Origin of the sequence: Nonomuraea sp. NPDC052265 (assembly GCF_044547985.1) — a bacterium.
GTDB lineage: Bacteria > Actinomycetota > Actinomycetes > Streptosporangiales > Streptosporangiaceae > Nonomuraea.
The window spans coordinates 52,417-79,377 of the sequence record NZ_JBIUBJ010000030.1 but is presented as its reverse complement, the minus strand read 5'-3'; the positions used below and the strand labels follow the sequence as shown (position 1 = coordinate 79,377).

Sequence of the window (26,961 nt, the reverse complement as noted above, 5' to 3'; positions counted from 1 at the left end):
GTTGCTACGAAGGATCACGCGATGGCCGTACTCATTTCACGGCGCCACACCTGTTGACCAGGTCAAACTCGTACACCACTTCCGTGGACGCAACCCAACAGCAGGCGCCCTACGTCAACAACCGATCGGCGCCTGCTGCCGCCAGCGCCCGCACTTCAACTCTTACGTTTCCCCATCCTGATCACCTCGGTCAGCCGGAGTGCCAGACTCGCCAGCACAGGATCGCTGAGTCGTACTGACCCGGATTCCTCCTCGCGCCCAGCCTCAGCCAAGGACCCGGCGTCGTAACGCATGACAGCGCCAGGATGCACCACAACGTCCCCACTCATGTGGCTGCTGACGCCCTGCGCCGCCTGCACATCCCTGAGCAACCGACCCCAGGTCCCGTCCGCCGACCAGCGGCGCTGCCGTTTGTAGACCGTGATCCAACATCCGAACCGATCCGGCAGGTTGCGCCAGGGCGACCCGGTACGTGCCTGGTACAACACCCCGTTGATCACCGTCCGCTGGTTTCCCTGCCGCCGCCGCCCAACTTCGCCGTCGGGCAGCAATGGCACCAGCCGCTCCCACTCCGCATTCGTCAGATCTGTATAGCGCATTTATCCCTACCCTCGACTGCCATCTGCTCTCAGCCTCGTCACCAGGGCAATAAGGACGGCCATCGCAAGTCCCCTTCGAACAGCAACGATTCAAGGGGTGAAGGAGGCTTGCAATGGCCGCAGAAACCAGTGTGCCTTCTCCGTCATGCGTAGCGCAGCAGATCGGCAAGGATTGGCCAAAATTTCGAGCGGACGCGATAGGAATCATATGCCAACAACGACTAATCCTCATGACTAACGTCTTATGCTCAACAGTTGCCATTCGAGAGGCAAGGGACAATCCGGCGCAGAGTCCCCTGCGTAGCGATGCTTGCAGTCGGGAACCTAGGAGGACCGTCTCGGTAGCACCGCGCCATACTTCATGGCCGGGCGCAGCTGCGGGTTCCGTTTGCTGCCGGCATCCAGAAGAATCTGGGTCTGCGGTCCGTTCTCGCGGTCGGCCCATCGCCCAGCCGAAATAAATTCGCAAGAAGGAGAAGCGTGGTCCCGCACTCTCCGGGATGCGCGGGACCACGCCAAGGCGAGTCTGTTGGCCGGCCGACATCCATTACGGCCTCAACTCGCGCCATTAGATTCTCATGATCGCCTCATGTGTTGCTCCTGTTCGGCGCTATCAGTGGGAAGATTCCCTTTAGGTCCCTCGACTTCAAACGTCCGTCGAGGTCCTGGATGAAGGTGATTTACATGGAGATCCGCCTCCAGGCCGCATCCGTGATGATCAGATGGTCGAGGAGACGTAGCCCGACTGTCTGAGCGGCCTCGGCGAGGCGGGCCGTCACTTCCAGGTCGGCATCGCTGGGGTCGAGAGAACCTCCAGGATGATTGTGGGCAACGCCGAACATGGAGCCACCGGTGGTGAGCACCAGCGAGATCGTCTCCCGCACCGGCACCGTCGTGTGATCGGCGCCGCCCTCCGTCAGCACCGAACGCTTCAGTACGCCACCCCGCGTATCGCACACCACTACGACGAAGCGCTCGTGACCGAGGCCGCGCAGTAAGGGCGCACAAACCTCCGCCAGGTCGGACGTACTGGCGATGCGGGCCCGCGCAGGCTCCGACGCCGCACGCCGTACGAGATGAAACGCCGCGGCCACCCGCGCCGCCTTGGCCGGCCCCATACCTCGCAGTCTGAGCAGTCGATGCGGGTCCGCGCGCCCGAGCGCATCGAGATCACCGCAGTGTTCGATCACCTGGCTGGCCAGCTCCAGCGCGCTCGCCCCACGAAAACCGGAACCGAGCAGGACGGCCAGCAGCTCCCGGTCGGCAAGCACCGCCGCGCCGCTCGACATGAGCCTCTCTCGCGGCCGATCGCGCTCGTACAGATCTTTGACTCGCATTCGCAACCTCCGCACCCGTTCTATCAACGAGGACCGACAATCTCAGGTCTCGAATTCAGGGGCCGAGAAAGCGCGTATTAGACGGATATATCGCGTATGAGCTACGCAGACAGCAGCCGTGGAGCGCCAATACGAGGAATAGCCGGGTTCGTAACCATGCGCCCCAGGCTCCGTCGCCGGGCGGTGAACTTGTGCGGCGATATGAGGGTGGCCGTACTCCAGCCACCAGGTGATCACTTGCTTCTGAAGCCGCCTACCAGCATCGATGCCAGCTCCGGAGGCAGCGGTGGGAACCAGATGGTGGATTCCGAGGTTGGCTGCGAGCGTCGCCTCCAATCTCGCCACAAGCTCCGGGTGCATTTTTTGTCCGCAGAGTGTCGGAATGTCTCGCTGCTCGGCCTTTTGCTAGAAAAGGCCGAGCGAGTGTCTGGGGTAGCGTCTGTTTATGGCGTCCAGGAAGTGCCTTCGTAGTCTCGATGCGGCATTGCTCGCTGATATGGGGATTACCGCGACAATTCTCGGATAAGGCAGCAAGGATCATCGACCTCCGCTCACGGGGCCTCGCCGACCGCGAGCGGTTCGTACCACGCTGAGGCTTTATCATGAATTCATTCGAGGCAGTGCTCCCACAGTTGAAACGCATTTTCGACTCGAGTCATGTGTCGGCTTCCGATGTCGCACCCCGGCTGCCCAAGACGTTCGACGACCATGGCCTCGTCGGTCTGGAAGCCGACGGGCCTCGGGAGATGAATCGGCTTGATGCGACAGAACGGCCCTTAACCCGGCAGGCTCGTGCAGTTCACATCTGAGCTCCCAGCACATCGACCTCGCACCCCGGCAAGAACGGGTCGAAGCCGTGCTCGATCAACCAGCGGATCGCCCGCAGGCTTCGCAACGACCACCATCCGTGGATCACGCCGAGGTCGACGTCGGAGCCGTAGCCGGCAAGGACGTCACCAAGATGTTCCTCATGCCCGAGCGTCAAGATGGCGAGGTCGAACAAGGCAACGCCCTGTGCCGCCTCGGACCAGTCGATCACGCCGGTGACCTGGTCGCCGTCGACGAACACGTGGGTGATCTGCGGATCGCCGTGCATGAACACCGGTGTCCACGGCCGGAGCGCAGCCTCGGCAACCTCACGATTGCGCGTGACCAGATCGGCAGGGAGAACACCATTCGTGACGAGCCACTCGCATTCCCTGTCGAGGTCCGATGCGAGCCCTTCCAGGCTCCAACCGCGCCATGGCGGCAGCGGCGCGTCATGCAGCATCCGTGCGGCGGCACCCGCCGCGGCCCACGCCGCCGGCGACGCGATCGACGGCTCGCCGAGGCGGCCGAGTGCCGTCCCGGGGAGGGCGGCGAGCGCGAGCACGGGGGTTGCGCCACAGGACCTCCGGCGTCGGGATCGGCGCCATGGCCATCGCTTCGACCTCGACGTCGGTACGCGACGGATCAGTGTCGATCTTCAGGAACACATCACCGACGCGCAGGGTCGCGCGCTCGTTATGAGCGACGACGATCTCGACCTCCTCCACGTCGGCCACCATCGTGGGGGATGACGGCCGATGTCGCCGGATTTATCACGTACGACCGCATGGCTGATCGCGTCCCGCTGCCAGGCGACCTCATGCATGACACCCGCAGCTGACCGCATCGAGCAGCCAGGCGTTCTCCACCTCAAGGTGCATGTGACGACCCGATGGCGGATCACCAGACTTGATCACACCCCCTGGTAGATGAGGTGTCGACCAAGAACAATGCCTCTGCGGGAGCTTCGTCCGCTGTTCCACCGCGCCGCAGCATCGTTGGCACGCCGCCCCCTGCCCCACGTCGCCGACATCCTCCACCGCCACCGCATCGCGGGCGGTTCACGGTGGCGAAACCTTTCCCGGGCCCGCAGGCTCTACCGGCCCCCGTGCGCAACAGCGACACTTACGCGTGCCTGGCCGCTGGCTCCTCCATCGGCACCACCACCGCCTGGCACTACGTCCGAGAAACCTCGGCCTGCTCGCGCCAACTCGTATCTTGAGTACCAACCGACCATGTCAACGGGCGTCATGGTACAAGCGGTGAGGGCCCGTGGTGTTGCCCTCGGCTCCCTGGGTGTCATCTCTCGGGTGCCTGTCTGTGGGCAGGCTCCAGGCAGCGAGGCGCGGCGCCACCCGGAGCCCTGAATCGGGTCAGACGGGCATGCTGTACATCACTCTGAAACGATCACCTGGAATGACGATGTCGCTCGTTTCGACAGGCCGTTCGCCGGCCCAGTGCGTACGTTCGACATGCAGGACGTGAACCCCTGCCGCCAGGTCGAGCGCATCACTCTCGGCCGGTTGAGGCACCCGGGTGTGGATGCTCTCGACTACCTCAGTGATCTTTATGCCATGCGCGTACATTCTCGCGACTAGGCTCCGGCGCTCCTCCTCGGTGTGGGCGACGAACGCCATCGGCTCGTAGGCGGTGACAAGTTGGATCGGCTTGCCGTCGCCCCGGAAGACGTAGTGCGTTCTGGTCAGCGTGGATTGTTCGTCGATGCGTAGGCGTCTGGCGATGTCGGGGCTGGCATCGGCTGGTTCGCTGTGCCAATCCCACGTCACGCGCCTGCCTTGCGACTGCAGGTCGGCCGCGAACGGCGCGGGATGATCCAGGAAGCGCCATCGATGCAACGGGGTCAGATTTGGGCGGTCTCTGACGTAATGGCCTGAACCGACACGGCCGATGATGAGACCCTCTCCCGCGAGCACGCGGAGAGCGTGACGGGCAGCGGTCTCGCCGACCTGGTACTTGCGGGTCAGCTGCGCCCGTGAGGGGATGGGCGCGCCTGGGGGGAGGGTACCGTCGAGGATCTGCCGCCGGATGTCTTCGACGACACGCAGGTAGACCGGATCTGAGGTGGCCACTAGTCCATCCCTGGGGGTTCGTGTGAGGCGTTGCCCCATGTTGCCGTATTCGACAGGTAACCGACCGTCATCGATGACTGCTGGAGCCCCAACTTTGCGATGGCGAAAAATTATCGGAGAAACCCTGTAACGCTGATGTAAGGGACACCGATTCTCGGTAGAGGTCGTCGATGTGTGTACCCCCGAGCACATATCGGCGGCCTCTTCCAATGCGCGCCCGTGAGTGTGGCCGTTGCGGCGAGTCCGTGCAGCTTATTCGGTACATTGTGCGCTGATTTGTGGCCGTCCTCGCTTGTCGCCAACCCTTCTGGTGGTTCCACGGCTGAAGGGGCGAGGGCAGAGTGCTGTGACGAGTCTGTCGGATGGCATCCATGGACAACGCCAAGCTGCGATGGCGATGCGCCCGACTGTGTGACTGTAAGTAGTCATACTGCTCGCTGATGTGGAGGAGTGACAGCCAGAATGAGGGCGCACATGATCAGCCCCCGCAGAAGTCCTGGCGTTGGTTCTGGAGGCCAAGAGGCCGGCTGGAGTGAGTCACAACACACGCAGAGCCGGTCAGCCTCGGACAGGTCCTCCGCGGCGCAGCGCTCCTGTTAGAGCGGCAGCAGAGCGGTGCGACCGTGCAGTGCCTCTGTGATCGGTCGCCGGTGACCGCGTCGGGGTGCCCTGTGGGACTTCGCCCTCATGAGGCAAATTCTTGGGCTGGCGTCAGGCAGAGTGGTCCTCTGCTATCGCAAAGAAGTGGCCGTGTTGGAGAGAGCCATCTTCTCCCTAGGTTGTGAGCTGCCGCCCTCGTCTTGGTTGTTGGCGCGGTGCGCCCTGTGGAGACGGTGGTCTGAGGCCGTGCCTGTAAGGAGTTCATGTGATCAGCATCGCCAAGCTCATGCCGTCCGACCGGGATGCATGGGAACGCCTGTTTCGGGCCTACATCCACTTCTATCAGCGAGTTGAACCGGACGAGATGTATGAACGGGCTTGGCAGGAATTTCAGGCGGACGCACGGATGCACGCCTTCGGCGCGAGGTCGGACGGTCGGCTCGTCGGCATCACGCACTTCCTGGTTCATGCCAGCACCTCGGCTCCTGACGCCGACGTCTGCTATCTCCAGGATCTGTTCACTGTTCCGGATGTGCGGGGCAGGGGTGTGGGACGCAAGCTGATCGAGGCCGTCGCGGAATGGGCACGGGATCGCGGCTGCTCCCGTGTCTACTGGAACACCCACGAATCGAACAGCACTGCGCGCCGTCTCTACGACAAGGTCGCCGAGAACAGGGGCTTCATCAGATACCAGATCGAACTGCCGCGGTAGGGGGCGCCAGGAGGCTGCCGACGTTTCCCCTTCGATCCCGCCCAGCGAAAGGAAGGTGTCGAGGGAGAAGATGTGGACTCGCCCGCCGGCAGGATGATCGCCCGCGAAGCGGATCGGGTGCACCAAGCGGCCATCCTTGTAGTCTTGCCCCTCCGAACGTCCGCGAATGAGGGCAACTGGCCCCGCGAGGCAGGCAAAACGGGGTGGCGACGTCCAACGTTTTTCCGAATCCAGGTAGCGTTCGCACTATGGCATCGCCAACTGGAACCGCCGAAGCACCCTTCGGTCGCATGCTGACCGCGATGGTCACGCCGTTCACCTCTGACGGCGACGTCGACTACGAAGGCGTACGACGCCTGGCCACCTACCTGGTGGACGAGCAGCGCAACGATGGTTTGATCGTCAATGGGACGACAGGCGAGTCGCCCACCACCTCGGACGACGAGAAGCGACGGATCGTCAGCGCCGTGCTGGAGGCCGTCGGTGACCGCGCGGCAGTAGTGGCGGGAGTGGGGACGAATGACACGCGCCACACCGTCAAGCTCGCGAAGCAGGCGGCGGAGGTGGGCGCCCACGGGTTGCTGGTGGTGACTCCGTACTACAGCAAGCCTCCGCAAGAGGGGCTCTTTCAGCACTTCACCGCCGTGGCTGATGCCACCGAGCTCCCGGTGATGCTTTACGACATCCCTGGACGCAGCGGTGTACCGATCAAGACTGAGACGTTGATCCGCCTGGCGCAGCACGACCGCATCGTGGCCGTGAAGGACGCGAAGGGCGACCTGTTCGCCGCAAGCCAGGTGATGACGGCGACCGATCTCGTCTTCTACTCCGGCGACGACCTGCTCAACCTGGCCTGGCTCTCCCTCGGTGCCGCAGGGTTCGTCAGCGTCGTCGGACATGTGGTGGGCTCCGAACTGGCTCGCATGATCGAGCTGCACAAGAGCGGTGACGTGAAGCAAGCGCTGGAGGTACACGGTCAGGTGGCACCCGTGGTTGACGGGATCATGCTGAAGGCCGGGGGCGCGATCATGGCAAAGGCGGCGCTGAGCTTGGTGGGTGTGCCGGTAGGACCGGTACGTCTGCCGCTCGTGACCGCGACAGAGAAACAAATCGCCGAGCTGCGTGCTTGCCTGGTGGCCGGCGGGGTGAAGTTGACGGACGCATAGGAACGGGGAGGAACCGGGAGTTTTGAGAACACGATTTGACCATGGGGGCCGGGCATGAGCCATCCGCATCCTGAGCTTGGGCCCCCGCCGGAGCTGCCTTACGGCGGCCTGCGCATCGTCGCGCTCGGCGGGTTGGGGGAGATCGGCAGGAACATGGCCGTCTTCGAATACGATGGCCGGCTGCTGATCGTCGACTGCGGGGTGTTGTTCCCCGAGCCCGACCAGCCGGGCGTCGACCTGATCCTGCCCGACTTCGAATACATCAGGGACAGGCTCGACGACATCGAAGCCGTCGTGCTGACGCACGCCCACGAGGACCACATCGGGGCGGTGCCCTACCTTCTGCGCGAGCGGCGCAACATTCCGCTCATCGGATCCAGGCTCACCTTGGCCCTGATCGAGGCCAAGCTGACGGAGCACAGGATCCAGCCGACCAAGGTCGAGGTCGTCGAGGGCGAACGGCACGTCTTCGGGCCCTTCGACTGCGAGTTCCTCGCAGTGAACCACTCGATCCCCGACGCGCTGGCCGTGGCGATCAGGACGCCCGCCGGCATCGTCCTGCACACCGGCGACTTCCGCATGGACCAGTTGCCGAGCGACGGCCGGCTCACCGACCTCGGCGGCTTCGCCAGGCTCGGCACCGAGGGTGTCGATCTGCTGATGTCGGACTCCACCAACGCCGAGGTGCCGGGCTTCGTCACCAGCGAGCGGGAGATCGGGCCGGTCATCGACGAGGTGATCCGTACCTCCGAGCAGCGCGTGATCGTGGCGAGCTTCGCCTCGCACGTGCACCGCATCCAGCAGGTGATGGACGCCGCGGCCAGGCACGGCCGCAAGGTCGCCCTGGTAGGACGATCGATGGTCCGGAATATGGGCGTGGCTCGTGATCTGGGCTACCTCAAGGTGCCGCCGGAGTTGATCGTCGACGCGCGCGACATCGAGGAGTGGCCGCCGGAAGACGTGGTGCTGGTCTGCACCGGCTCTCAGGGCGAGCCCATGGCGGCGCTGTCTCGGATGGCCAATCGCGACCATCCGATCCGCATCGCCAAGGGTGACACCGTGTTGCTGGCCTCGTCCCTGGTGCCAGGGAACGAGACCGCGGTCAACAAGGTGATCAACGGGCTCACCAGGTGGGGTGCTCGTGTCGTGCACAAGGGCAACGCCAAGGTGCACGTCTCCGGCCACGCGGCCGCAGGTGAGCTCCTTTACGTCCTCAACCTGACCCGTCCCTCGAACTTCATGCCGGTTCACGGCGAATGGCGGCACCTGCGGGCGCACGCCAAGCTTGCCGCGCTCACCGGCGTCCCCGACGACCACATCGTGATCGCCGAGGACGGCGTCGTGGTGGACCTGGTCGATGGCAGGGCGAAGATCGTAGGAGCGGTTCACGCCGGATACGTCTACGTCGACGGCACTTCGGTGGGCGAGATCACCGACACCTCGCTCAAGGATCGCAGGATCCTCGGCGACGAAGGGTTCATCTCGGTGGTCGTCGTGGTCGACTCCGCCACCGGCAAGCTCACCGCCGGCCCCGAGATCCACGCGCGCGGGTCCGGTATCGATCCGGCGCAGTTCGAGGAGTTCATTCCGCAGATCGAAAGGGCTCTTCAGGACAAGGCCGCGGACGGCGTGGTCGACATGCAGGAGATCCGCCGGGTCGTGCGCCGCACGGTCGGCCGCTGGGTCAGCGACACCTATCGCCGCCGCCCCATGATCATCCCTGTAGTGCTCGAAGTCTGAGCCACCGAGCGGTACGGCAGGCACCTGAGCCTGCCGTACCCACGGTCGCAGAACAAGTCGGCGGAGGATACGCCTCAACAAGATCCTCAGAGCGGGACTCAAGCGTCCCTCCTGCGTATGAGCCAGATGGCGGCCAGCAGGGGAAGAACCGCATACCCCACCAGCACGGCGACGGCCGCAGGCGGAGACAGAAGTGACCCGTACACCGACGTGGTGATGATGTCGCCGGTGATCTCGCGGGGCAGGGCACCGATCATGATCGAGCCCAGCCGTTCACTCCAGGGCTCCGGGATGTTGCCCACGATCATTGGGATCACATAGATCAGACCCACCAGCAAGGTGATCGCACCGGCCGCGGAACGCAGTAGCGCGCCCAATCCCAAGCCCAGCAGCGCGAAAACCGCAACCGTAAGACTGGTGACGAGCAGGAACGGCAGCCTGTCCCCGAACGAGGTCAGATAAGCACCGGAAAAACGGTCGCCAAGCACCCAACGCGAGACGAGATACGTCCCGAACACCGCTAGCAGGCCAATGACCAGGCTCAGCATGCCCACCACGGCAGACTTCGCAGCGAGAACCGGCCATCTACGGGGCACGACCGTGAGGCTCGTTCTGATCAAGCCGGTGGTGTATTCAGACGTGATGGCCAACGTGCCCAAGACGCCCATGCAAAGCTGCGGCACAATCACCAGAACCTCCTCCAGATCCGCTATCCGGGCGCTCGGGCGCTGCTCCGCCGGGGCGTTGTCGTACATCCCGGCCGCCATGGAGGCCAGAGCCAGGCCCAGAAGGATCGTGCCGAGACTGATGCCGGCGACGAGATAGGAAGAGCGGACCGAACGGACCTTCAGCCACTCTGAGGCGAGAACACTCATACGTCCCTCCGCTTGAGCAAGATGAAACCGGCAAGGAGCGCGATCGCCGGGTAGGCCAGGAGAACCAGGAGCGCGGCCCAAGGTGGAAGAAGGCCGTCCCCAAGCCGCGACGAGAGGCGATCACTGACGAGTTGAGGAACCAGGTTCGGCAGTAGCAGTGATGCGGCACGCGTGTTCCACGGCGCAGGCAGATAAATGACGACGCCGGGCAGGACGAACAGCAAGGCAACGACCGAGATGATCGCTCCCGCCGTCGACCTCGTGGCCACGCCCAAGCCGAGCCCCACCAGAGCCAGCGCCGTCACCGAGATCCCTGCGGCTGACAACATCGGCATGTCGTTGATCAGAGATGTCTCGTTGAAACCCAGCCGGTGGTTATGCGAGATCAGACGGCTCGCCGAATAGGTGACCAGCAGGATGACGTGACCCGCCGTCAAGGTGACCAGGCCGACGACGACGGCCTTGGCCAGAAGTAGGGTGCCGCGCCGCGGAACGACAGTGAGACTGGCACGCATCATCCCCGTCGCGTACTCGGACGTAACCGCCTGCACGCCCAGCACAGCGAGGCTCATCTGGAGGAGCGGCAGGAACCCCTGTTCCGGCGCGGCTGCCTGCAGTGCCCCTCGTTCATCGGCGAGGCCGCCGGCATAGATCGTCCACACCACGCCGAGCACCGCCATGAGAGCTGCCGCACCCATCGCCTGCCACGTCGAAGTCACCGACCGGAGCTTCAGCCACTCGGCGAGCAGCGCTGCCCTCACCTCGCCGCTCCGAACTGGACACTGCTCGCCGTCAGGGCCAAATATGCGTCTTCCAGCGAGGGATAGCGCTCGGTCAACTCCGCAACCGTCGATTGTGCGACGAGCCGCCCCCGACCGAGGATCACGATGCGTTCGGCGGTCAACGCCATCTCGCTCATCAGATGACTGGAGAGCAGGACGGCCCTCCCCTCTGCAGCCAGCGACCGCATAAGGTCGCGGATCCAGCGCACCCCGTCGGGATCAAGGCCGTTGACGGGTTCGTCGAACAGCAGCACGCCAGGATCGCCGAGCAGCGCGGCCGCGATGCCGAGCCGCTGCTTCATGCCGAGGGAGAAGCCGGCCACACGTTTTCGCGCCACACCTGCCAGCCCGACCTGCTCGAGCACCTCGGCCACCCGGGTGGCGCCGATGCCGTTGGTGGTGGCCAGACAGAGCAGATGGTTGTAGGCGCTGCGCCCGCCATGGACCGCACCCGCGTCGAGCAGCGCCCCCACCTCGAACATGGGCTTGCTCCAGGAGGCATATCGTCTGCCGTTGAGCAGGGCTTGGCCGGAGGTCGGCGCGTCCAGGCCCAGAATCAGGCGCAGCGTGGTGGATTTGCCGGCGCCGTTGGGGCCGAGGAAACCCGTCACATGGCCCGGCTCCACCGTGAAGGACAGATCGTCCACGGCGAGCGTGCTGTCGTAGCGCTTGGTGAGGTGCTGCAGTTCGATCACGCTGTAGAAGATGCGGCACGCCGGGTCGGCGGCGCATCAGACCACGGTTCGAACTTCGAGGTCAGACCCTGGGCTGACGTGCTCAGCTCGGCGAGAGGCTACCGTTCAACGCGTGAACGAGACCCATCCCTTCTTCGCCAGGCGTTGGAGCCGCGGGCAGCTGATCGTGCTCGATCTGGTGGCGGGGCTGGGCTTCGCGTTCGTGTTCGTCACGGCGGCGGTCACCACGCCGGGAATGCCGCCGTGGATGAAGATCGCCCTCCCGTGCGGATTGGGATTGCCGTTGGCGGTGCGAAGGCTCTGGCCTCTGCCCGTCTTCTGCCTCACGCTGGTGCTCGCCATCTTCGCCGCTGCTGTTGATGCGGTGGGGTACGCCTGCATCGCACCGGCATATGCGATCTACATCGTGGCGATGTCCGACAAGCGCGGAGCTCTGGTGCCGTCCTCAGCCATCGGTGTGGTCAGTATGATCAGCGTGTTGGGGCTGGTGATGGCAGGCGGCGCGCCGCGCGGGGGCGCTCCTGCCTGGCTGGCCCACATCGATCAACCGCTGGTCGGTATCGCGGCACTCGGCGGAGCCTGGACCATAGGGCGGGCGGTCCGGGAGCGCAGGCTGTACGCCGCGCGGGAGGCCGAGCGATTGGCCGAGCATGCGGTGACGCAGGAGCGGTTACGCATCGCGCGGGAGCTGCACGATGTCGTGACCCATAGCGTCGGCTTGATCGCAGTCAAGGCGGGCGTGGCCAATCACGTGCTGGCGACCAGGCCGGAAGAGGCACACGACGCCCTGCGCGTGATCGAGACCGCCAGCCGGAGTGCTCTGGTTGAGATGCGCCACCTGCTCGGCATGCTGCGTTCGACCCAGTTGCCAGATCTCGTTCCCGTTCCGGGGATCGCGGGTTTGGTGGGCTTGGCGGAGCAGGCCAGGCAAGCTGGAGTCGAGGTCGAGCTTGATCTCCGGATAGGTGAGGATGAAGCCGGCCGGCAATGGGCGGGTGTGCACGTTCAGGATGGAAGCCCGCCACAGGGGCGGATCGGGGGCGGGCCTGGTGAAGGGGAACACACCACGCTTTGGAACGACGACCGTGCGCTGAATGAACGCTTGACCGGAGGAGCCGTCCCCGCGAATGGAATGGGGGGACGACGAGAAGGCCGTACGGCGGAGGGAAGACGGTTGCCTGATGGCGTGGAGTTGTCCGTCTATCGCATCGTGCAGGAGGCGCTTACCAATGTGGTCAAGCATGCCTCGCCGACTCGGTGTCAGGTATCCGTCGCCGCGGATGGAGGCGAGGTGCGGATCGAGGTGATCGACGAAGGTCCGGGCAGGCGTATGTCGCCTGCAGACGGCGCCGGCCACGGGCTGATCGGGATGCGGGAGCGGGTCATGATGTACGGCGGCGTGTTTGAAGCGGGGAGTTTGCCTCGACGAGGGTTTCGCGTCTTCGCGTGCCTGCCCTATCGGGGGGGTTCGTGATCAGAGTCGTCGTTGCTGACGATCAAGCTCTGCTCCGGGGGAGCTTCACGATGCTCGTGGATTCCGAGCCTGACATGACGGTTGTGGGCGAGGCGTCAACCGGCAGCGAAGCAGTGGCAGTCGTTTTGGAACAGCGACCCGACGTGGTGCTGATGGATGTTCGCATGCCAGATATGGATGGCATCGAGGCGACTCGGCATATTGGGGATGTCTCGCGGGTTCTCGTGGTGACGATGTTCGATCTAGATGCTTATGTCTACGACGCACTTCGGGCTGGGGCGAGTGGATTTCTGCTCAAGGACACGCCGCCCGCAGACCTGCTCGCTGCTGTTCGGGTGGTCGCGAGTGGTGAGGCTCTGCTGGCGCCAACAGTGACGCGGCGTTTGATCGAGGAGTTCACGAAGACTCCTGTGGTGCAGCGACCGCAGGGGCTTGACAGGGTGACTGAGCGAGAGCGCGAAGTGCTGTTGTTGATCGCTCGCGGGCTGTCCAACGGGGAGATCGCTGATCATTTGCGGTTGAGCTTGGCCACCATTAAGACGCATATCGGCCGATTGCTTGCGAAGTTGGAGGCTCGTGACAGAGCGCAGTTGGTCATCGCGGCATACGAGAGTGGGTTGGTTTCCGCAAGGCGGTGATTCGGGGCATTGCCTGAATAGCGGGTAAGGAGTGCTTCTCTCGTAGGGCGCGCCTTCTTCGCCCAGACTGTAGCGGAGCCGGGGTGGTGGTTCGTATCACGGATAGCGTGGCGCGCTCGGGGGCGCTGGTCTGCATCGCAAGTGGCTTGGTAAGCGGGTGGCAAGTAGAGTGCGCCGATAGCGCGGGGCCCTCTGGGTTTCAGGCTAAGGGCCCTTCTTTGAGGCGAGGATGACTTTTTAGTCGCCTTTTGGTCACTTGGCGTCGACCGGCGGCTTAGAGCATACGGCGCTCACTATTTTCCTTGGTTGTCCGGCATTTTCGCTCAAGATGGCTGGTGGACGTCTATGAACACGCTGGGTTGCAGGGAACAGATTGTGTCTGCGGGCTGTCCCATTGACGCCTGACGCCTGACGCCTGACGCCTGACGCCTGACGCCTGACGCCTGACGCCTGACGCCTGACGCCTGACGCCTGACGCCAGGGGCTCGGAGTCGGGAAGCTGAGGTCGTTGGCCTGGTAAGGCCAGGGGCCGCCGTCCTAAGAACGGGCCGCGCCGGGGCGGACACGCGAGAGGCGCTGCCGTGGGTAGCTTGACGTCGATGAGGGCAGTTGCCCTGTCGAGCGGAGTGGTGGTGTGGTCCCGTAGCCAGTTACCTCGGCCGCCGTGACCAGTGCCTTGAGCGACTCGTCGTCCTCGGTACGAACATCAGTCCTGAGTTCGTGCAGAACTGCCCGACCTTGGGTGTCGGCCCGCGGGCACAGGTGTAGGGGTGGTGCCCGCGGGGGCCGGAGCGGAGGAACCAGTAGGTGCCCGCGCGGGCAAAATGGAGGGGGTTCTAAGTGCCCGCGCGGGTGTCTGTGGGATCCGCTATCAGATCGGCCTTGTCCTACTTTGAACGGGTTAATGCGGTAACCGTTCGTGGTTCGGCTTGCTCAGGGTGAAGATTACTAGTCGGTGGCCTAGTTGTGGGGGCGAATGCTTATGTTGATGCTGGTGGAATGGTGAGGGTGGAGGGTTCGGGGACAGCGGGCTAAGCGTCACAATTCGCATCTTCTGTGGAATTGTCACAGGTGTGAGGCGGTTGTCTGCTGGCGTTTGCTCCTTTCTGATGGCCATGCGGGAGGTCGGATGGAGGGATGCTGACTGTCCGGGAGGGGGCGAGATCTTCTCTGGCTTGTGCTTCCTTCAGGACCCGCGCCCACGTTCCGTCCTCGGTCCAGCGTTTGTATCGTTCGTAGCAGGTTTGCCAGGGGCCGTAGCACTCTGGGATTTCTCGCCAGGTCGCTCCGGTCTCGAAACGCCACAGAATTCCGTTCACTACTTGCCGATGTCCCCGCCAAGGTCGGCCGGGGCCTGCGGCAACCGGGAGTAGAGGTGCGATCCGCTCCCATGTTTCGTCGGTCAACTCGCTACGTCTTGCCACGGCTCACAATCTAAGCGGGATCGGAGAGTCGCGGTAAGGGGCTTATCGGAGCGTTCTTGGGCTGGAAGTATGAGCGGGGGCAGGAATGGTAGAAATGTGTGGCTATTTGAGCGGTTGGTCATAAGCGGTAACGGTGTGGTGGTTCTTCGTGGGCGTGCTGCAATGGCGGCGACATTGCATCGATTGTGGAGTTCGGGGACGAGATGTTCTTTGTGCTTGATTTGAGTGTTTATGGATGAATGGCGAACGTGTGATGGATGGCATGTTGAGGGGAACATGGCTCTGCTGGTTGTGTTGGTCTTTGCCGTGATGAGGGTGCGACGGTGTGAGTTCGGGGTGATTCTCCGGCGGGGTGTGGAGTGTGCTGGTCTTCACTGGGTGTGAGAGGCCATGCATTAGACCGGTTGAGGAGTGCTTGGCCGCACTTGTCGCTGTGGCCTGCACTTCAGAGGCCTGAGCGCGGCTCGGGGACGGCTGGATGGGCCTTCGTTCGAGCTGTGTTCCTGCCTTACCTGCAGTCCTGGGGCCGTGGTGGCCTTTCAGGAGTGGTCGCCGGTGGCCGGTTCATCTTCCGCGAACTGGTTGAGAGGAGGCACGCCAAGCATCGGGCGGCAGTGTTGGGAGGGCTGGGGCTTGTGCTGTGAGACGTGCCTGGCTGGTTCGGCATGGTGCGGGAGTGGTCGGTAGCAGGTAAGGGCGGTGGGGTGGAGTCTCTGGTGGGTGTCAACGGTCTTGGGGCCTGGTGAAGGGCGGGCCGGGGGAGGGAGATGGGGGCGGGCGTCGTTTGGTTCTCGTGGTGGCGGTGGACGAAAAGTAGATTTGTTCTATGAGTGATGTACGGGTGGTGTTTCGGAAGTACGGCGGGGCGCTGCACTGGAACCATCCAGGCAAGGTGCTCGGGGATGATCAGCATGGGGTTTGGGTGGCCGTGCCCGGAGGGACGGTTGCGCGTAAGGGGGATGGGCCGGCCATCACCTGGGAGACCCACGCCATCATGCTGTTTCCGCGGAACGCCTGGTGGACGGCGTCGTTCAATGCGGTACCGCATCAAACTGAGGTCTATGTGGATGTCACCACGGTTCCCGAGTGGCGTGATGGCGAGGTCACCATGTTGGATCTCGACCTCGACGTGATCAGGAAGCGGGATGGGCGGCTCATTCTCGACGATGAGGACGAGTTCGCTGAGCACCAGGTGGTGCTGGGCTATCCGCCGGAGTTGATCGCTGCGGCGGAAGAGAGTGCGCGATGGCTGATGGATGCGGTCGGGGCTCGTAGAGGGCCGTTCGGGGGAGCGCATCTGGGGTGGCTTGCGATGTTGGGCTAAGTGGGTCGGTTCGGGCGGTGGGTGGAGTGGCAGGGCTCGGGCTGGACCCGACGGCCGGCGCTGGCAACTGACGCGGGTTGGGTGGCGCTGAGGTGGTCGGGTAGGGCGGCTGGGGCGCTGCTCAGGCGGTTGATCTTTGGCGCTGGACTGTGATGGGTGACCTGGGGGGGTGGCTGGTCCTGAGGTGTGCAGCTCGCGCCATTCGGGCTGCCGGTGCCTGAAGGAGTAGCGGGAGGCAGTGAGGCCATCAAACCTGACGAGGCGGGGGCGGTCGCCAGAGAGGTCGGAGCCTTCCCTGCTCTGGTTGGCGGTTTTCGTCATTGCTTGCTGCTGTGGAGTGGCTGCTTGCAGCTTCGTTCTTGCTCGCGCTGGTCGGTGGGTGTCGGTCTGTATCTGATCTTCACCTTCGGTAGGCGATGGTGATCGTCATAAGACGGTCTGTCGCCTTGCTGGGGTGGTCGAGCATCGGCTCTCCCAGGCGAGGTCTCCTGGAACTCGGGCGGGCTGTTCGTTGGATGGGCTTGAGCGCCTGAGGATCGACGTCGGTCACGGGCATCGCTGATTCGAGCACGATGCCTACTTGGTAGGTGGCTCGATGGGGTCGCCCTCGAGGGAGTGGGCTGCTGAGTGCCTCCCCTCGCTGGTGCGGTGTTGAGGTGCTGGCTCACGGGCCCAGTGCTGCTGCTCAGGCGGTTCGGTGAGTTCTCTGCGACAGCCGCGTGGGTGACGAGGTGTGGGCACTTGACGATGGCGGGACGGTTTGTGACCGCTTGGTGCGGCGGTCCGCTGCTGGCTGATCTTTGGGCGTTGATCCGTCAGCGGCTGATGGCCGCGCTTGAGGGGTGACCGGTGCAGGTCGTGGGGACGGGGCTATTGGAGGAGACGGAGGGCGGTCGCGATGGTGGAGAGGCGGTGTGGGGAGGCCATGCCTGCGTGGTAGAGGTGAAATTCTGAGGCGCCGGCCTTGGCGTAGGTCCTCAGTTGTTCGGCCAGAGCGGCTGCGTCGGCGGGGCGGGGTGGGAGCGCCAGGACGTAGGCGCCCACTCGTTGGCCAGGGGTGCACAGGTTCGCCAGAGCTGTGAGACGGGCGGCGTCGGTGGTCGTGTCACCCCAGCAGTTGCCTACGAGGACGTGCAGGTCCGGGTCGCCGGAGGGGAGGGCGGCGAAGGCGCCGGTGGCCCATGGGTTCGGGTTGGCGTGCAGAGTGATGGGGATGTTCGGGGCTGTTCGGCGGGCGGCCGAGATGAGGCGGCGGCGGAGGGACCCTGACAGGCTCACGCGGGCTGCACGTATCTCGTTGGCCAGGGGGCCGAGGGCCAGCTCCATCGGGTCCGTGTGGTGGCGGGTGGTTGCAGGGCCGGTGCTGGCTGGAGCGGTGGGGGGCCGGAGTGTGGCGTCGTGGACGGTCGAAGTGTCGCTTGAGGTGCCTGCGGCCGGAGCTCCGGTGGCCGGGGCCCGTGAGGTCAGGGTTTCGGGGGTCCGGGTGTGCGAGGCCGGGGCATTTGAGGCCGAAGTGCCTGAGGCTGCGCCGGTGGGATTTGCGGCGGCGACATCCTCGGTGCCTGAGGTCGGTGTTCCTGGAGACGGTGTCCCTTGTCTCCTTGGGATCGGTGGCCCTGGGGACGATGTCTCTTGTGTCTCTGGGGTCGGTGCCTCTTGGGGTGGAGTCGGCGCGTGTGAGGCTGAGGTGCTTGAGGCCGCGGCGGTGGCATCTGGGGTGCCTTCGGTTGCGGCGGCGGCATCCCTGGTGTCGGAGGTCGCGATGCCTGAGGTCGTAGGGGCGTCGGCGTCGAGGAGTGAGGCCGTGGTGGTGTTGGTTGCGGGGGCTGGGGTCGAGGCGGGGTCGGTTGTGGTGGCGGAAGGCGGCGAGGTGGTTTCGTAAGACGGGGGCGGGGTGGTTGTGGATTTTGAGGTGGTTTTGGTGTTTCGGGTGGTGGAGTGCGGGCGGTCGATGGTGGTGCGGACTGTCGCGGCGGTTTCTGGCGGGTAGTGCGGTGCGCAGGTGGTGCAGAAGCACAAGGAGAGCAGGTCGACGTCGGTGGGGGTCCAGTCGGCGCCGGACGTCTTCTCGTGCACGCTCTGGTGGCCGAAGCCCATCGGGCCGCACGCTTCCAGGATCAGGCCGTCCGGTTCGGCCTGGGTGAGGATTTCCGTGACGAGGGCCTCGCAGTACGTCAGGACGTCCTCGTGGGCGGGGCAGAGGGCGTACGGGTACGGGTCGCCGAAGGCGTTGCGCACGGTCAGGTCGGGGAACCGGGTCCCCAGGTAGGAGTTGTGGGTGAGGACGATCCAGGCGTGGACCTTCAGGCCGGCCTGCCGCAGGGCCGTCTGGGCCTGGAGGTAGGCGTCCGGCGGGGTCCAGGTAGGGGCGGCGGGGACCAGACGGGACCAGGCATGGGGGCGGATCGGCAGGTAGAAGGCGGCGTGGGGGACGTCCAGGATGCGGTGTTCGGGGTGGTACGGGGTGGCTGCGCGGGTGGAGTGGTAGCTCGCGGCCAGGGCGATCGTCTCCACGCCGAGCTCGGCCAGACGGGCGGGGGCGGTCGGGTCGCCGACGATGTCCCAGGGGTAGACGTAGGCGACGTTCACCAGCGGGGTCTCCTCGCGGAGAAGGCGGGTTCGAAGCGCTGTATGTAGGTCGTGTCGTCGCGGGCCCGGATGCCGCATGTCTCGTACTGCTCGTTCATGACCGCCAGGGCGTCGCGGTCCAGTTCGACGCCCAGTCCGGGGCCGGCGGGCACCGGCACGGCGCCGTCGGTGAAGCGCAGGCTGCCGGGGAGCACGACGTCCTGGCCGTCCTGCCAGGGGGTGTGGGTGTCGCAGGCGAAGGTGAGGTTCGGGGTGGCGGCGGCCAGGTGGGTCATCGCGGCCAGGCTGATGCCGAGATGGGAGTTGGAGTGCATCGACAGGTCCAGGCCGAAGGTGCCGCAGAGGGTGGCGATGTGCGCGGATCGTACGAGACCGCCCCAGTAGTGGTGGTCCAGCAGGAGCACGCCGATCGCGCGGGCCGAGATCGCGGGGGGCAGGTGTTCGGGGGTGACGACGCACATGTTCGTGGCGAGCGGCATCGGGACGGCCCTCGCCACCTCGGCCATGCCCGCGATGCCCGGCGTGGGGTCCTCCAGGTACTGGAGGGCGCCGTCGAGCTCGCGGCCGACGCGGATGGAGGTCTCGACGGTCCAGGCGGCGTTGGGGTCCAGGCGCAGGGGGAGGCCGGGGAACGCCTCGTGCAGGGCGCGGATTCCGGCGACCTCCTGGTCGGGCGGGAGGACGCCGCCCTTCAGCTTGATCGAGGAGAAGCCGTACTCCTTGATCAGGAGGGCTGCCTGTGCCACCAGGCTCGACTCGTCGAGGGCCGCGCCGAAGCGGTCGGGGTCCGCGCCGGGGTGGCCCGCCCACTTGTAGAAGAGGTACGCGCTGTAGGGGACGGCGTCGCGGACCCGGCCGCCGAGCAGGTCCACGACGGGTGCGCCGGCCGCTTTGCCGCGGATGTCCAGGCAGGCCACCTCGAAGGGGGAGAAGACCCGGTCGACGCTCTTCTCCTTGGTGGCGGCACCGGTCAAACCGTGCAGGTCGGTCACGACGTCGCCGACGGTGGCGGCGATGCGGGCGTACATTTCGTTGGTGGCGTGGACGTCGAGCCCGAGCAGGGCCTGCGCGCACTCGCGGACCTTGGTGAGGTGGCCGAGGTCGCCGTAGGTCTCGCCCAGGCCGGAGATGCCCTCGTCCGTGATGATCTCGACGATGGTCCGGAGGGCCCACGGCTCGTGGACTCCGGCGGCGTTCAGGAGGGGCGGGTCCCGGAAGGCGACCGGGGTGACGTGGATCTGCCGGATAATCATTTCGAGAACCACCGTCCATATATGTGAACAATTGCCAGATTTGTGGACAGGTTGCCGCAACTGTAAGAATCGGGCCGAGACAGTGTCAAGACTCCGAAGGGCCACTCGATGATCTACGGATACGACCCCAGGACCGGTGAGACCGTGGGCGGAGCGCTGCCCGAGACCGACAGCGCCGGGGTCGACTTGATCGTCTCCGCGGCGGTGGCGGCCGGCGCCGCGTGGTGCGCGACCCCCGCGGACGAGCGGGCGGAGGCGCTGGAGGCCGTCGCCGACGCGCTCACCGCACACGTGGACGAACTGTGGCAACTCGCCGACCAGGAGACCGCGCTGGGAGAGGTGCGGCTGCGCGGCGAGGTCGCGCGTACGGTGGGCCAGTTCCGGCTTTTCGCCCAGGTCATCAGGGACGGCGGCTACCTGGAGGCCGTCATCGACCACGCCGACCCGGCGCTCACGCCGCCTCGCCCGGACGTGCGGCGGATGAACCATCCGCTGGCCGGGGTGGTCGCGGTGTTCGCGGCGAGCAACTTCCCGTTCGCTTTCTCGGTGGCCGGCGGGGACACCGCCTCGGCGCTGGCGGCGGGGTGTGCCGTGGTGGTCAAGGCGCATCCGGGGCATCCGAACACGTCCGAGCGGGTGGCGAAGATCGTACGAGATGCCCTGCCTTATCCAGACCTGCTCGGGCTGGTGCAGGGGATGCAGGCGGGCGCCGACCTGGTACGCCACCCCCGGGTGGTCGCGGCCGGGTTCACCGGGTCGGTGGCGGGCGGCAAGGCGATCCAGAAGCTGATCGACGAGCGGGAGACGCCCATCCCCTTCTACGGTGAGCTGGGCAGCGTCAATCCCGTGGTCGTGTTGCCGTCGGCGCCGGCGCAGGAGGTGGCGAGCGGGTTCGCGGCCTCGCTGACGCTGGGGGTCGGGCAGTTCTGCACGAATCCGGGCCTGCTCTTCGTGCCCGAGGACGACGAGCTGCGCAAGGCGCTGGTCGCGGCGGTCGAGGGGACCGGCGGCGGGCCCATGCTGGCCGAGCGGATCAGGGACGGGTACCTGGGCGGGCTCGGACGGCTCGGCGAGCTGCCGCTGCTGGCGGAGGGGAAGCCGGGGGAGGGGGCCTGGGCGGTGGCGCCCAAGGTGTTCATGACCGATCTGGAGTCGTTCGGCGAGAGGCTGCCGGGGATCGCGGAGGAGTGTTTCGGACCAGCGGCTGTTGTGGTGACCTATCGGCAGATCTCGGAGTTGCGCCGGGTGCTGGAGCGGCTGGAGGGGTCGCTCACGGCGACTGTCCATGGCGGTGATCCGGACGAGGCCGAGGAGATCGTCGAGGTGCTCGGGCGGAAGGCGGGGCGGCTGGTCTGGAACGGATGGCCGACCGGGGTGGCCGTCTCCTGGGCGATGCACCACGGCGGGCCGTGGCCTGCCTCGACGTCGGCGTACACGTCGGTGGGGGCGACGGCGATCGGGCGGTGGGTGGCACCGGTCGCGTACCAGGACTGGCCGGAGGCGCTGCTGCCGGACGAGCTCAAGGACACCAACCCGCTCGGGATCCCCCGCCGGGTGGACGGCCGACTGCAGACGGGGTGACGGGCGGGACCTGCTCTCGGGGGCGAGCGTGCTTATGGGGAGGTGGGCTCGCTCTTGAGATGCGGGCCCGCCGCCGATGCGGGCTCGCTCAGAAGAGGGGCTCGTTCACGAGAGGGGGTGCTGGCTTGTCAGGGGTGCTGGGCTCGTGAGGGTAGCGGCCCCTGCGAGGGGTGCTGGGGTCGTGAGGGGGCGGCCCCTGTGGGGGTGCTGGGCATGTGCGGGGTTGTGAGGGGTGAGGGGCGAGGTTGGAAGGGGGTTAGGTGGGGGTTGGTGAGTGCGTCGGTCAGCTTGCGGGGAAAGTGGCCGTGGGTGCGGTCAGGTGCCCGCCAGGTGCAGGCCCCGTGCCGTGATGTGTTCCAAGGTGGCCAGGTGGTCGGGGGTGGGGTCCAGGAGGGGGGCGCGGACGCCGCCCACGTCGAGCCCCCGCATCCGTACGCCTGCCTTGACCAACGACACCGCATACCCCGGCACCAGGTCGCGCAGCTCCACCAACGGCAGGTAGAAACCGGTGAGCAGCCGCCGTACGAGCACCTCGTCCCCGCCCGTCACCGCCTTGTGGAAGGCCAGCGCGATCTCGGGTGCGAAGGCGAACACGGCGCTGGAGTACAGGCCCACCCCGAGTCCGCGGTAGGCGGGCACGGTCAGCTCGGCGGTGGGCAGGCCGTTGAAGAACGTGAACTCCCCGGCGGGCGCCGCCGCCCGGACGGTCAGGATGATGCGCTGGAGCAGGTCGAGGTCGCCGAGCCCGTCCTTGAAGCCGATGACGTTCGGCAGGGCGGCGAGCTCGGCCACGGCGGCGGGGGAGAAGCGCGCGTTCCCCCGCTGATAGATGATGACCGGCAGGTCGGTGGCGGAGGCCACTTCGCGCACGTACCGCACCAGCCCGGACGGCGGGCCGCTGACCAGGTACGGGGGCAGCAGCAGCAACCCGTCGGCGCCGCTGTCGGCGGCGGCCCGCGCGACGGCCCTGGCGATGGGCAGCGGCCCGCCCGCGCCCCCGAACACGGGCACCCGGCCCCGCGCCGCCGCCACCGACGTGGCCATGACCTTGGCGTAGTCGGCGAGGTCGAGGGCGTTGAACTCACCGGTGCCGCACGCGGCGAACACTCCTCCCGCCCCGGCCGCGACCCCGGCGGAGACGTGCTCGGCCAGCACCGGCTCCGAGACGGCCCCGTCGCCGTCGAAGGGGGTCACGGGAAAGAAGAGAACACCATCCAGCCGCATCGGCAGTCCTTCCAAAGAGGGGGTCTAGCGGATGCCCTCCCTGCGCAGAGTGGCAGCCAGCTTGCGGGTGTGCTTGATCACCGCTTCGGTGATGCGCTCGATCTCGGCGGGCGGCAGCGCGACCGGCATCGAGCAGCTGATCGCGTCGGTGGCCGGGATGCGGTAGTCGACCGCCACGGCCACGCAGGCGACGCCGGGGGTGCCCTGCTCGCGTTCGAGGGCCCAGCCCCGGGTGCGGACCTGGTCGAGTTCGCCGGTCAGCTTGGTCAGGTCGGTGATGGTGTGCTCGGTCAGCGCCTTCAGCGGGTCGGGCAGCAGGGCCACGACCTCGTCGTCGGTGAGCTGGGCGAGCAGCACCTGGCCGAGCGCGGTCACGTGCGCGGGCAGCCGCCGGCCCACCCTGGGGATCACGTGGCCCGCCTCGCGCGACTCGCGGGTGGCCAGGTAGAGGACGTGGGCCTCGTCCCTGCGGGCGAAGTGCACGGTCTGGCCGATCTCGTCCCGCAGGTCTTCCAGGGTCTCCTGGGCGAAGCGCAGTGCCGGGTCCTTGTCGAGGTAGGCGGTGCCGGTCAGCAGGGCGTGCGGCCCGATCCCGAACGCCGACCTGGTCGTGTCGGTCTCCACCCAGTTGAGCTCGACCAGGGTGCGCATGAGGGCGTGCAGGCTGCTGCGCGGGAAGCCGGTGCGCCGCTGCAGCTCCGACAGCGTCAGATGGTCGGAGGACTCTGCCAGGGTCTCCAGGATGCGTACGGTCCGCTCGGCGGACTTGACCAGCTGTGGCTCCATACTCGTCCCATCTCGGCGGCGGCTTCAGGGTGTCAGGATATGGGATCCCGTCCAGATACATGGACATCAACCCTTGATCGCGCCACTCGTCAGACCCCGCATGAACTGCCGCTGGAACGCCAGGAACGCGACGATCGACGGCAGCAGCGCCAGCAGCGAGGCCGCGAGCAGCACGCCGATGCCGACCTCCTCGTCCGAGCGGAGTGAGCGCAGGGCGATGGGCAGGGTCCAGGTGCTGGAGTCCGTCGAGACGATCAGGGGCAGCAGGTACTGGTCCCAGATCATGGTGAAGCCGAAGACGCCGATCACGCCGAGCGCCGGACGGCACAGCGGCACGATGATCGTCGCGAAGATGCGCAGCTCGCCCGCGCCGTCGATGCGGGCGGCCTCCTCCAGCTCGACCGGCACCTCCTTCATGAACTCGGTCATCACCAGGATCGAGAAGCCCCAGGCGCCGACGGGCAGGATCATCCCGGCGTACGTGCCGATCAGGTTCAGGTGCAGGACGGGCAGGTCGGCCAGGACCAGCGACAGCGGGATCGCGATGATCTCCTCGGGCAGCATCATCGTGGCCAGCATGAGCAGCATCACGACCGTCATGCCGCGGAACTTCTTGCGCGCCAGCGAGTACGCCGCGAACACGCTCACCAGCAGTTGCAGCAGCAGCCCGAACCCCACGACGACGAAGGAGTTGAACAGGTACAGATAGACGTTCTTCTCCCCGGCCTGGACGAAGTTCTCCAGCGTGAGGTCGTCGGGCCACAACGAGAAGGACGTCGGGTCGAGCGTCCTGCTGAACGCGCTGACCAGCAGCCCCACCAGCGGCCCGGTGAAGACCAGGACCATCGCGGAGTAGAGCGCGACCTTGCCGGCGGTGGCCAGTGCCCCCTTGCGCGCCTCCAGGCCCAGGGCGCTGTCGAACCTCATGTCGCCTGCCTCCTGCGCAGTGCCTGCACGACCAGGGTCAGCGCCAGCGTGGCCAGGAACAGCACGATCCCGCCCGCCGAGGCGACCCCCAGCTCGTTCTTCTGGAAGCCGAGCTTGTAGATCAGCGTCATCAGCACCTCCGACGAGCCGTTGGGGCCGCCGTTGGTCAGGACGTACACCTCGACGAACACCCGCAGCCCGCGGATGGCGGCCAGCGTGAACAGGATCCAGAACACCGGACGCAACGCCGGCAGCGTGATGTGCCGCAGCCGGTGCCGGGTGGAGGCGCCGTCGACGGCGGCGGCCTCGTACAGGCTGCGGTCCACGCCGACCAGGCCGGCCAGGAAGATCATCATGTCGTACGGCGTCCCCCGCCAGACGCTCATCAGCATGATCGACCAGAGCGAGGAGTCCTCGCTGCCCAGCCAGGGCTGAGGGTCGAGGCCCGCCCACCCGATGACGACGTTGAGCATGCCGGTGTCGCCCGGATGGAACATGATCCGCCACACCTCGGCCACCGCCGCCATCGTGGTGACGACCGGGAGGAAGGCCGCGGTCCTGACGAACCACAGGTAGCGGGCGGGCCCCTCGATGAGCAGCGCGAGCACGAGCCCGAGCAGGAGCGAGCCGAGCGTGGTGCCGAGCGCCAGCACGAGGCTGTGCCAGATGGCCGCGACGAACGCGTCGTCCGCGATGATCGTGCGGTAGTTGTCGAGGCCGACCCATTCGTCCGAGGCGTACTGGACCTTGTTGAAGCTCTTCCACAGGCCCAGGACCATCGGGATGAACTTGAAGTACAGGAACAGCAGCAGGGCGGGCGCGAGGAACAGCCAGGCGGCCAGCGTCCCGCGCCGCCGCGCCGGCCTGGCGCGGCGTCGCGGGGGTGCCGCCGTGGCCGCCGCCCGGGTGACGGTCGGGGTCATGACGCTTTCTGGCTCTGCAGTTCCTGGTTGAGCTTGGTGGTCAGCTCGTCCATCTTGGTCTTGACGTCGGCGCCGCAGTCGGCCCACACGGTGTTGATGACGTCGGCCGAGTCCTGCCGGATGGGCGCCCAGTTGGGCACCGGCGGCGCGTAGACGGCGTGTTCGTAGGACTCCTGGAACACCTTCCATCGCGGGTCCTGCCGCTCGGCGGCCAGGTCGACGCCCTTGTTCACGGGCAGGCGGACGATGGCGCCGTTGGCGTCCTTGTTCATGCCGATCCGCTGGCCCTCGGGGGAGATCGCGAACTCGGCGAACTTCTTCTGGGCTCCGGCCAGGCCGGAGCCGACCATGAGGTAGACGTTCTCGCCCTCGCCGAGGGTCCCGGGGCCGCCGGACGGGCCCTTGGGCACCGGCAGCACCTCTATCTTGTCGGTGCCGACGCTCTTGACGAACCGGGCCAGCACGTACGGGCCGACCAGGTAGATGCCGCCCTGTCCCTTCTCGAACACCTCGTGCGTGACGGTGGTGTCGTTGCTGACCGCGCCGGGGTTGACCGTCCTGCTCCGGCAGAACTGGTCCTGGAGGTACTGGACGGCCTCGACGGTCCTGGGGTCGTTCGTCATCGCGGTGAATCTGCCGGGGCCGGTGGACTTCACGAAGTCGCCGCCGTTGGCGTAGACGAGGGAGGAGGCGTACCAGGAGGCGTAGCCGCGTTTGGTGCCGGCCGGGATCACGAAGCCCGCGGTGTCCTTGCGTCCGTTGCCGTCGGGGTCCTTCTCGGTGAACGCCCGCGCCAGCCCGGCCAGGTCGGCCCAGGTCTGCGGCGGCTGCATGCCGACCTTCTCCCGCCAGTCCCTGCGGACGATGAGAGCGAAGGCCTGGGCGGAGAAGGGCGCGCCGTAGAACTTGCCGTCGGAGCCGGTGGCCGCCTTCCAGGCCAGGTCGGAGAGCTGGTCGCCACCGGCCAGCCCGGCCTGGTCGATCTCCTGGAGCCAGCCCTGCGAATGCATGTTGCCGAGCTGGGCGGTGTCGTTGATGACGATGTCGGGAAGCGCCTTCTGCGAGGCCTGCTGGTTCAGTTTCGTCTCGAAGTCGTCGAAGAGGGCGACGACTTTGGTCTTCACCCCGCTGGCCTTGGTGAACGCGTCGGCGAGTTTCACCGCCGTCTTCGCGGAATCGGAATCGGGCGCCTGCCTGATCCAGATCTCCAGCGTGTCGTCCTTGGCCGATCCCCCGGAACCGCAGCCCGTCAGCGTTGCGGCCAGGGTCGCGGCGAGCGCGACCCCCAGCAAACGGCGTGACATCAGACCGCCTCCCGTTCACATACGTGGATACGTGTCGTGTGCCTGAACTCGTTCCTGTGACGGTAACTACGGCGGGACAAGGCGGTCAATATTCAAGTATGTGAATTTAGA

At 66.2% G+C, this 26,961-nt stretch carries 22 protein-coding genes and 1 pseudogene; 7 read left to right on the top strand and 16 right to left on the bottom strand.

Features of this window, described 5'->3' with window-relative positions; translation table 11 throughout:
* Window positions 1-155: 155 nt before the first annotated feature.
* The 5 genes from ACIHAD_RS44435 to ACIHAD_RS44415 form a co-directional block, all read right to left on the bottom strand.
* Window positions 156-599, bottom strand: coding sequence for a transposase (locus tag ACIHAD_RS44435; RefSeq protein WP_397360877.1), 444 nt, complete (start codon window positions 597-599; stop codon window positions 156-158).
* A gap of 680 nt (window positions 600-1,279) precedes the next feature.
* Entirely contained in the window at window positions 1,280-1,936 is a 657-nt protein-coding gene (locus ACIHAD_RS44430) for a RadC family protein (RefSeq protein WP_397360876.1), read from the bottom strand.
* A 799-nt stretch (window positions 1,937-2,735) separates the two neighbouring features.
* On the bottom strand, window positions 2,736-3,308 hold the full coding sequence (locus ACIHAD_RS44425) for a phosphotransferase (protein ID WP_397360875.1): 573 nt from the start codon (window positions 3,306-3,308) through the stop codon (window positions 2,736-2,738).
* Entirely contained in the window at window positions 3,196-3,483 is a 288-nt protein-coding gene (locus tag ACIHAD_RS44420) for a hypothetical protein (protein WP_397360881.1), read from the bottom strand. Before ACIHAD_RS44420 ends, ACIHAD_RS44425 begins: the two co-directional genes overlap by 113 nt.
* A gap of 633 nt (window positions 3,484-4,116) precedes the next feature.
* Window positions 4,117-4,833 (bottom strand): GntR family transcriptional regulator, encoded by a 717-nt coding sequence (locus ACIHAD_RS44415; RefSeq protein WP_397360874.1) that lies wholly within the window; start codon window positions 4,831-4,833, stop codon window positions 4,117-4,119.
* 865 nt (window positions 4,834-5,698) lie between these two features.
* Here ACIHAD_RS44415 and ACIHAD_RS44410 point away from each other — a divergent pair.
* The 3 genes from ACIHAD_RS44410 to ACIHAD_RS44400 all read left to right on the top strand — a co-directional run bounded on the left by ACIHAD_RS44410 (window position 5,699) and on the right by ACIHAD_RS44400 (window position 9,051).
* Window positions 5,699-6,145 (top strand): GNAT family N-acetyltransferase, encoded by a 447-nt coding sequence (locus ACIHAD_RS44410; protein WP_397360873.1) that lies wholly within the window; start codon window positions 5,699-5,701, stop codon window positions 6,143-6,145.
* 248 nt (window positions 6,146-6,393) lie between these two features.
* Window positions 6,394-7,311: a 4-hydroxy-tetrahydrodipicolinate synthase gene (gene dapA / locus ACIHAD_RS44405; RefSeq protein WP_397360872.1), complete on the top strand. Its 918-nt coding sequence runs from the start codon at window positions 6,394-6,396 to the stop codon at window positions 7,309-7,311.
* Between the two features lie 54 nt (window positions 7,312-7,365).
* The gene (locus ACIHAD_RS44400; RefSeq protein ID WP_397360871.1) at window positions 7,366-9,051 is read left to right on the top strand and encodes a ribonuclease J; all 1,686 of its coding nucleotides are present in this window, start codon (window positions 7,366-7,368) and stop codon (window positions 9,049-9,051) included.
* A 98-nt stretch (window positions 9,052-9,149) separates the two neighbouring features.
* Here the strand turns inward: ACIHAD_RS44400 and ACIHAD_RS44395 are convergent, their stop codons facing one another.
* The 3 genes and pseudogenes from ACIHAD_RS44395 to ACIHAD_RS44385 form a co-directional block, all read right to left on the bottom strand.
* On the bottom strand, window positions 9,150-9,926 hold the full coding sequence (locus tag ACIHAD_RS44395) for an ABC transporter permease subunit (RefSeq protein ID WP_397360870.1): 777 nt from the start codon (window positions 9,924-9,926) through the stop codon (window positions 9,150-9,152).
* Window positions 9,923-10,687, bottom strand: coding sequence for an ABC transporter permease subunit (locus ACIHAD_RS44390; RefSeq protein WP_397360869.1), 765 nt, complete (start codon window positions 10,685-10,687; stop codon window positions 9,923-9,925). The genes ACIHAD_RS44395 and ACIHAD_RS44390 overlap by 4 nt, the downstream gene beginning before the upstream one ends.
* A 62-nt stretch (window positions 10,688-10,749) precedes the next feature.
* Window positions 10,750-11,403 (bottom strand): annotated as a pseudogene (locus ACIHAD_RS44385) (ABC transporter ATP-binding protein); the annotation flags it as partial.
* A gap of 112 nt (window positions 11,404-11,515) precedes the next feature.
* Here ACIHAD_RS44385 and ACIHAD_RS44380 point away from each other — a divergent pair.
* Together ACIHAD_RS44380 and ACIHAD_RS44375 are read left to right on the top strand one after the other, a co-directional pair.
* The gene (locus ACIHAD_RS44380) at window positions 11,516-12,877 is read left to right on the top strand and encodes a sensor histidine kinase (RefSeq protein ID WP_397360868.1); all 1,362 of its coding nucleotides are present in this window, start codon (window positions 11,516-11,518) and stop codon (window positions 12,875-12,877) included.
* Window positions 12,874-13,515 carry a response regulator gene (locus ACIHAD_RS44375; protein ID WP_397360867.1) on the top strand — a complete coding sequence of 214 codons (642 nt, stop codon included), beginning with the start codon at window positions 12,874-12,876 and terminating at the stop codon, window positions 13,513-13,515. Before ACIHAD_RS44380 ends, ACIHAD_RS44375 begins: the two co-directional genes overlap by 4 nt.
* Window positions 13,516-14,546: 1,031 nt before the next feature.
* Here ACIHAD_RS44375 and ACIHAD_RS44370 read toward each other — a convergent pair.
* Window positions 14,547-14,939, bottom strand: a complete 393-nt coding sequence (locus ACIHAD_RS44370) for a transposase (RefSeq protein WP_397360866.1) — start codon at window positions 14,937-14,939, stop codon at window positions 14,547-14,549.
* Between the two features lie 826 nt (window positions 14,940-15,765).
* Between ACIHAD_RS44370 and ACIHAD_RS44365 the strand changes: the two genes are divergently transcribed.
* Complete coding sequence (locus tag ACIHAD_RS44365; protein WP_397360865.1) at window positions 15,766-16,263, top strand: DUF402 domain-containing protein; 498 nt, start codon at window positions 15,766-15,768, stop codon at window positions 16,261-16,263.
* Between the two features lie 870 nt (window positions 16,264-17,133).
* On the opposite strand, the gene ACIHAD_RS44360 is transcribed toward ACIHAD_RS44365, so the two are convergent.
* Window positions 17,134-18,852 carry a hypothetical protein gene (locus tag ACIHAD_RS44360; protein ID WP_397360864.1) on the bottom strand — a complete coding sequence of 573 codons (1,719 nt, stop codon included), beginning with the start codon at window positions 18,850-18,852 and terminating at the stop codon, window positions 17,134-17,136.
* Entirely contained in the window at window positions 18,849-20,105 is a 1,257-nt protein-coding gene (locus ACIHAD_RS44355; protein ID WP_397360863.1) for a glucarate dehydratase family protein, read from the bottom strand. Before ACIHAD_RS44355 ends, ACIHAD_RS44360 begins: the two co-directional genes overlap by 4 nt.
* A gap of 108 nt (window positions 20,106-20,213) precedes the next feature.
* Between ACIHAD_RS44355 and ACIHAD_RS44350 the strand changes: the two genes are divergently transcribed.
* Complete coding sequence (locus ACIHAD_RS44350) at window positions 20,214-21,686, top strand: aldehyde dehydrogenase (NADP(+)) (protein ID WP_397360862.1); 1,473 nt, start codon at window positions 20,214-20,216, stop codon at window positions 21,684-21,686.
* Window positions 21,687-22,001: 315 nt separating this feature from the next.
* Here ACIHAD_RS44350 and ACIHAD_RS44345 read toward each other — a convergent pair whose 3' ends face one another.
* The 5 genes from ACIHAD_RS44345 to ACIHAD_RS44325 all read right to left on the bottom strand — a co-directional run bounded on the left by ACIHAD_RS44345 (window position 22,002) and on the right by ACIHAD_RS44325 (window position 26,850).
* Window positions 22,002-22,910 (bottom strand): 5-dehydro-4-deoxyglucarate dehydratase, encoded by a 909-nt coding sequence (locus tag ACIHAD_RS44345; protein WP_397360861.1) that lies wholly within the window; start codon window positions 22,908-22,910, stop codon window positions 22,002-22,004.
* A 24-nt stretch (window positions 22,911-22,934) separates the two neighbouring features.
* Complete coding sequence (locus ACIHAD_RS44340; RefSeq protein WP_397360860.1) at window positions 22,935-23,696, bottom strand: IclR family transcriptional regulator; 762 nt, start codon at window positions 23,694-23,696, stop codon at window positions 22,935-22,937.
* Between the two features lie 66 nt (window positions 23,697-23,762).
* Window positions 23,763-24,623: a carbohydrate ABC transporter permease gene (locus ACIHAD_RS44335; protein ID WP_397360859.1), complete on the bottom strand. Its 861-nt coding sequence runs from the start codon at window positions 24,621-24,623 to the stop codon at window positions 23,763-23,765.
* Window positions 24,620-25,546, bottom strand: coding sequence for a carbohydrate ABC transporter permease (locus ACIHAD_RS44330; RefSeq protein WP_397360858.1), 927 nt, complete (start codon window positions 25,544-25,546; stop codon window positions 24,620-24,622). Before ACIHAD_RS44330 ends, ACIHAD_RS44335 begins: the two co-directional genes overlap by 4 nt.
* A complete protein-coding gene (locus ACIHAD_RS44325; protein WP_397360857.1) occupies window positions 25,543-26,850 on the bottom strand; it encodes a sugar ABC transporter substrate-binding protein in 1,308 nt (435 codons plus the stop codon). The genes ACIHAD_RS44330 and ACIHAD_RS44325 overlap by 4 nt, the downstream gene beginning before the upstream one ends.
* Window positions 26,851-26,961: the final 111 nt, after the last annotated feature.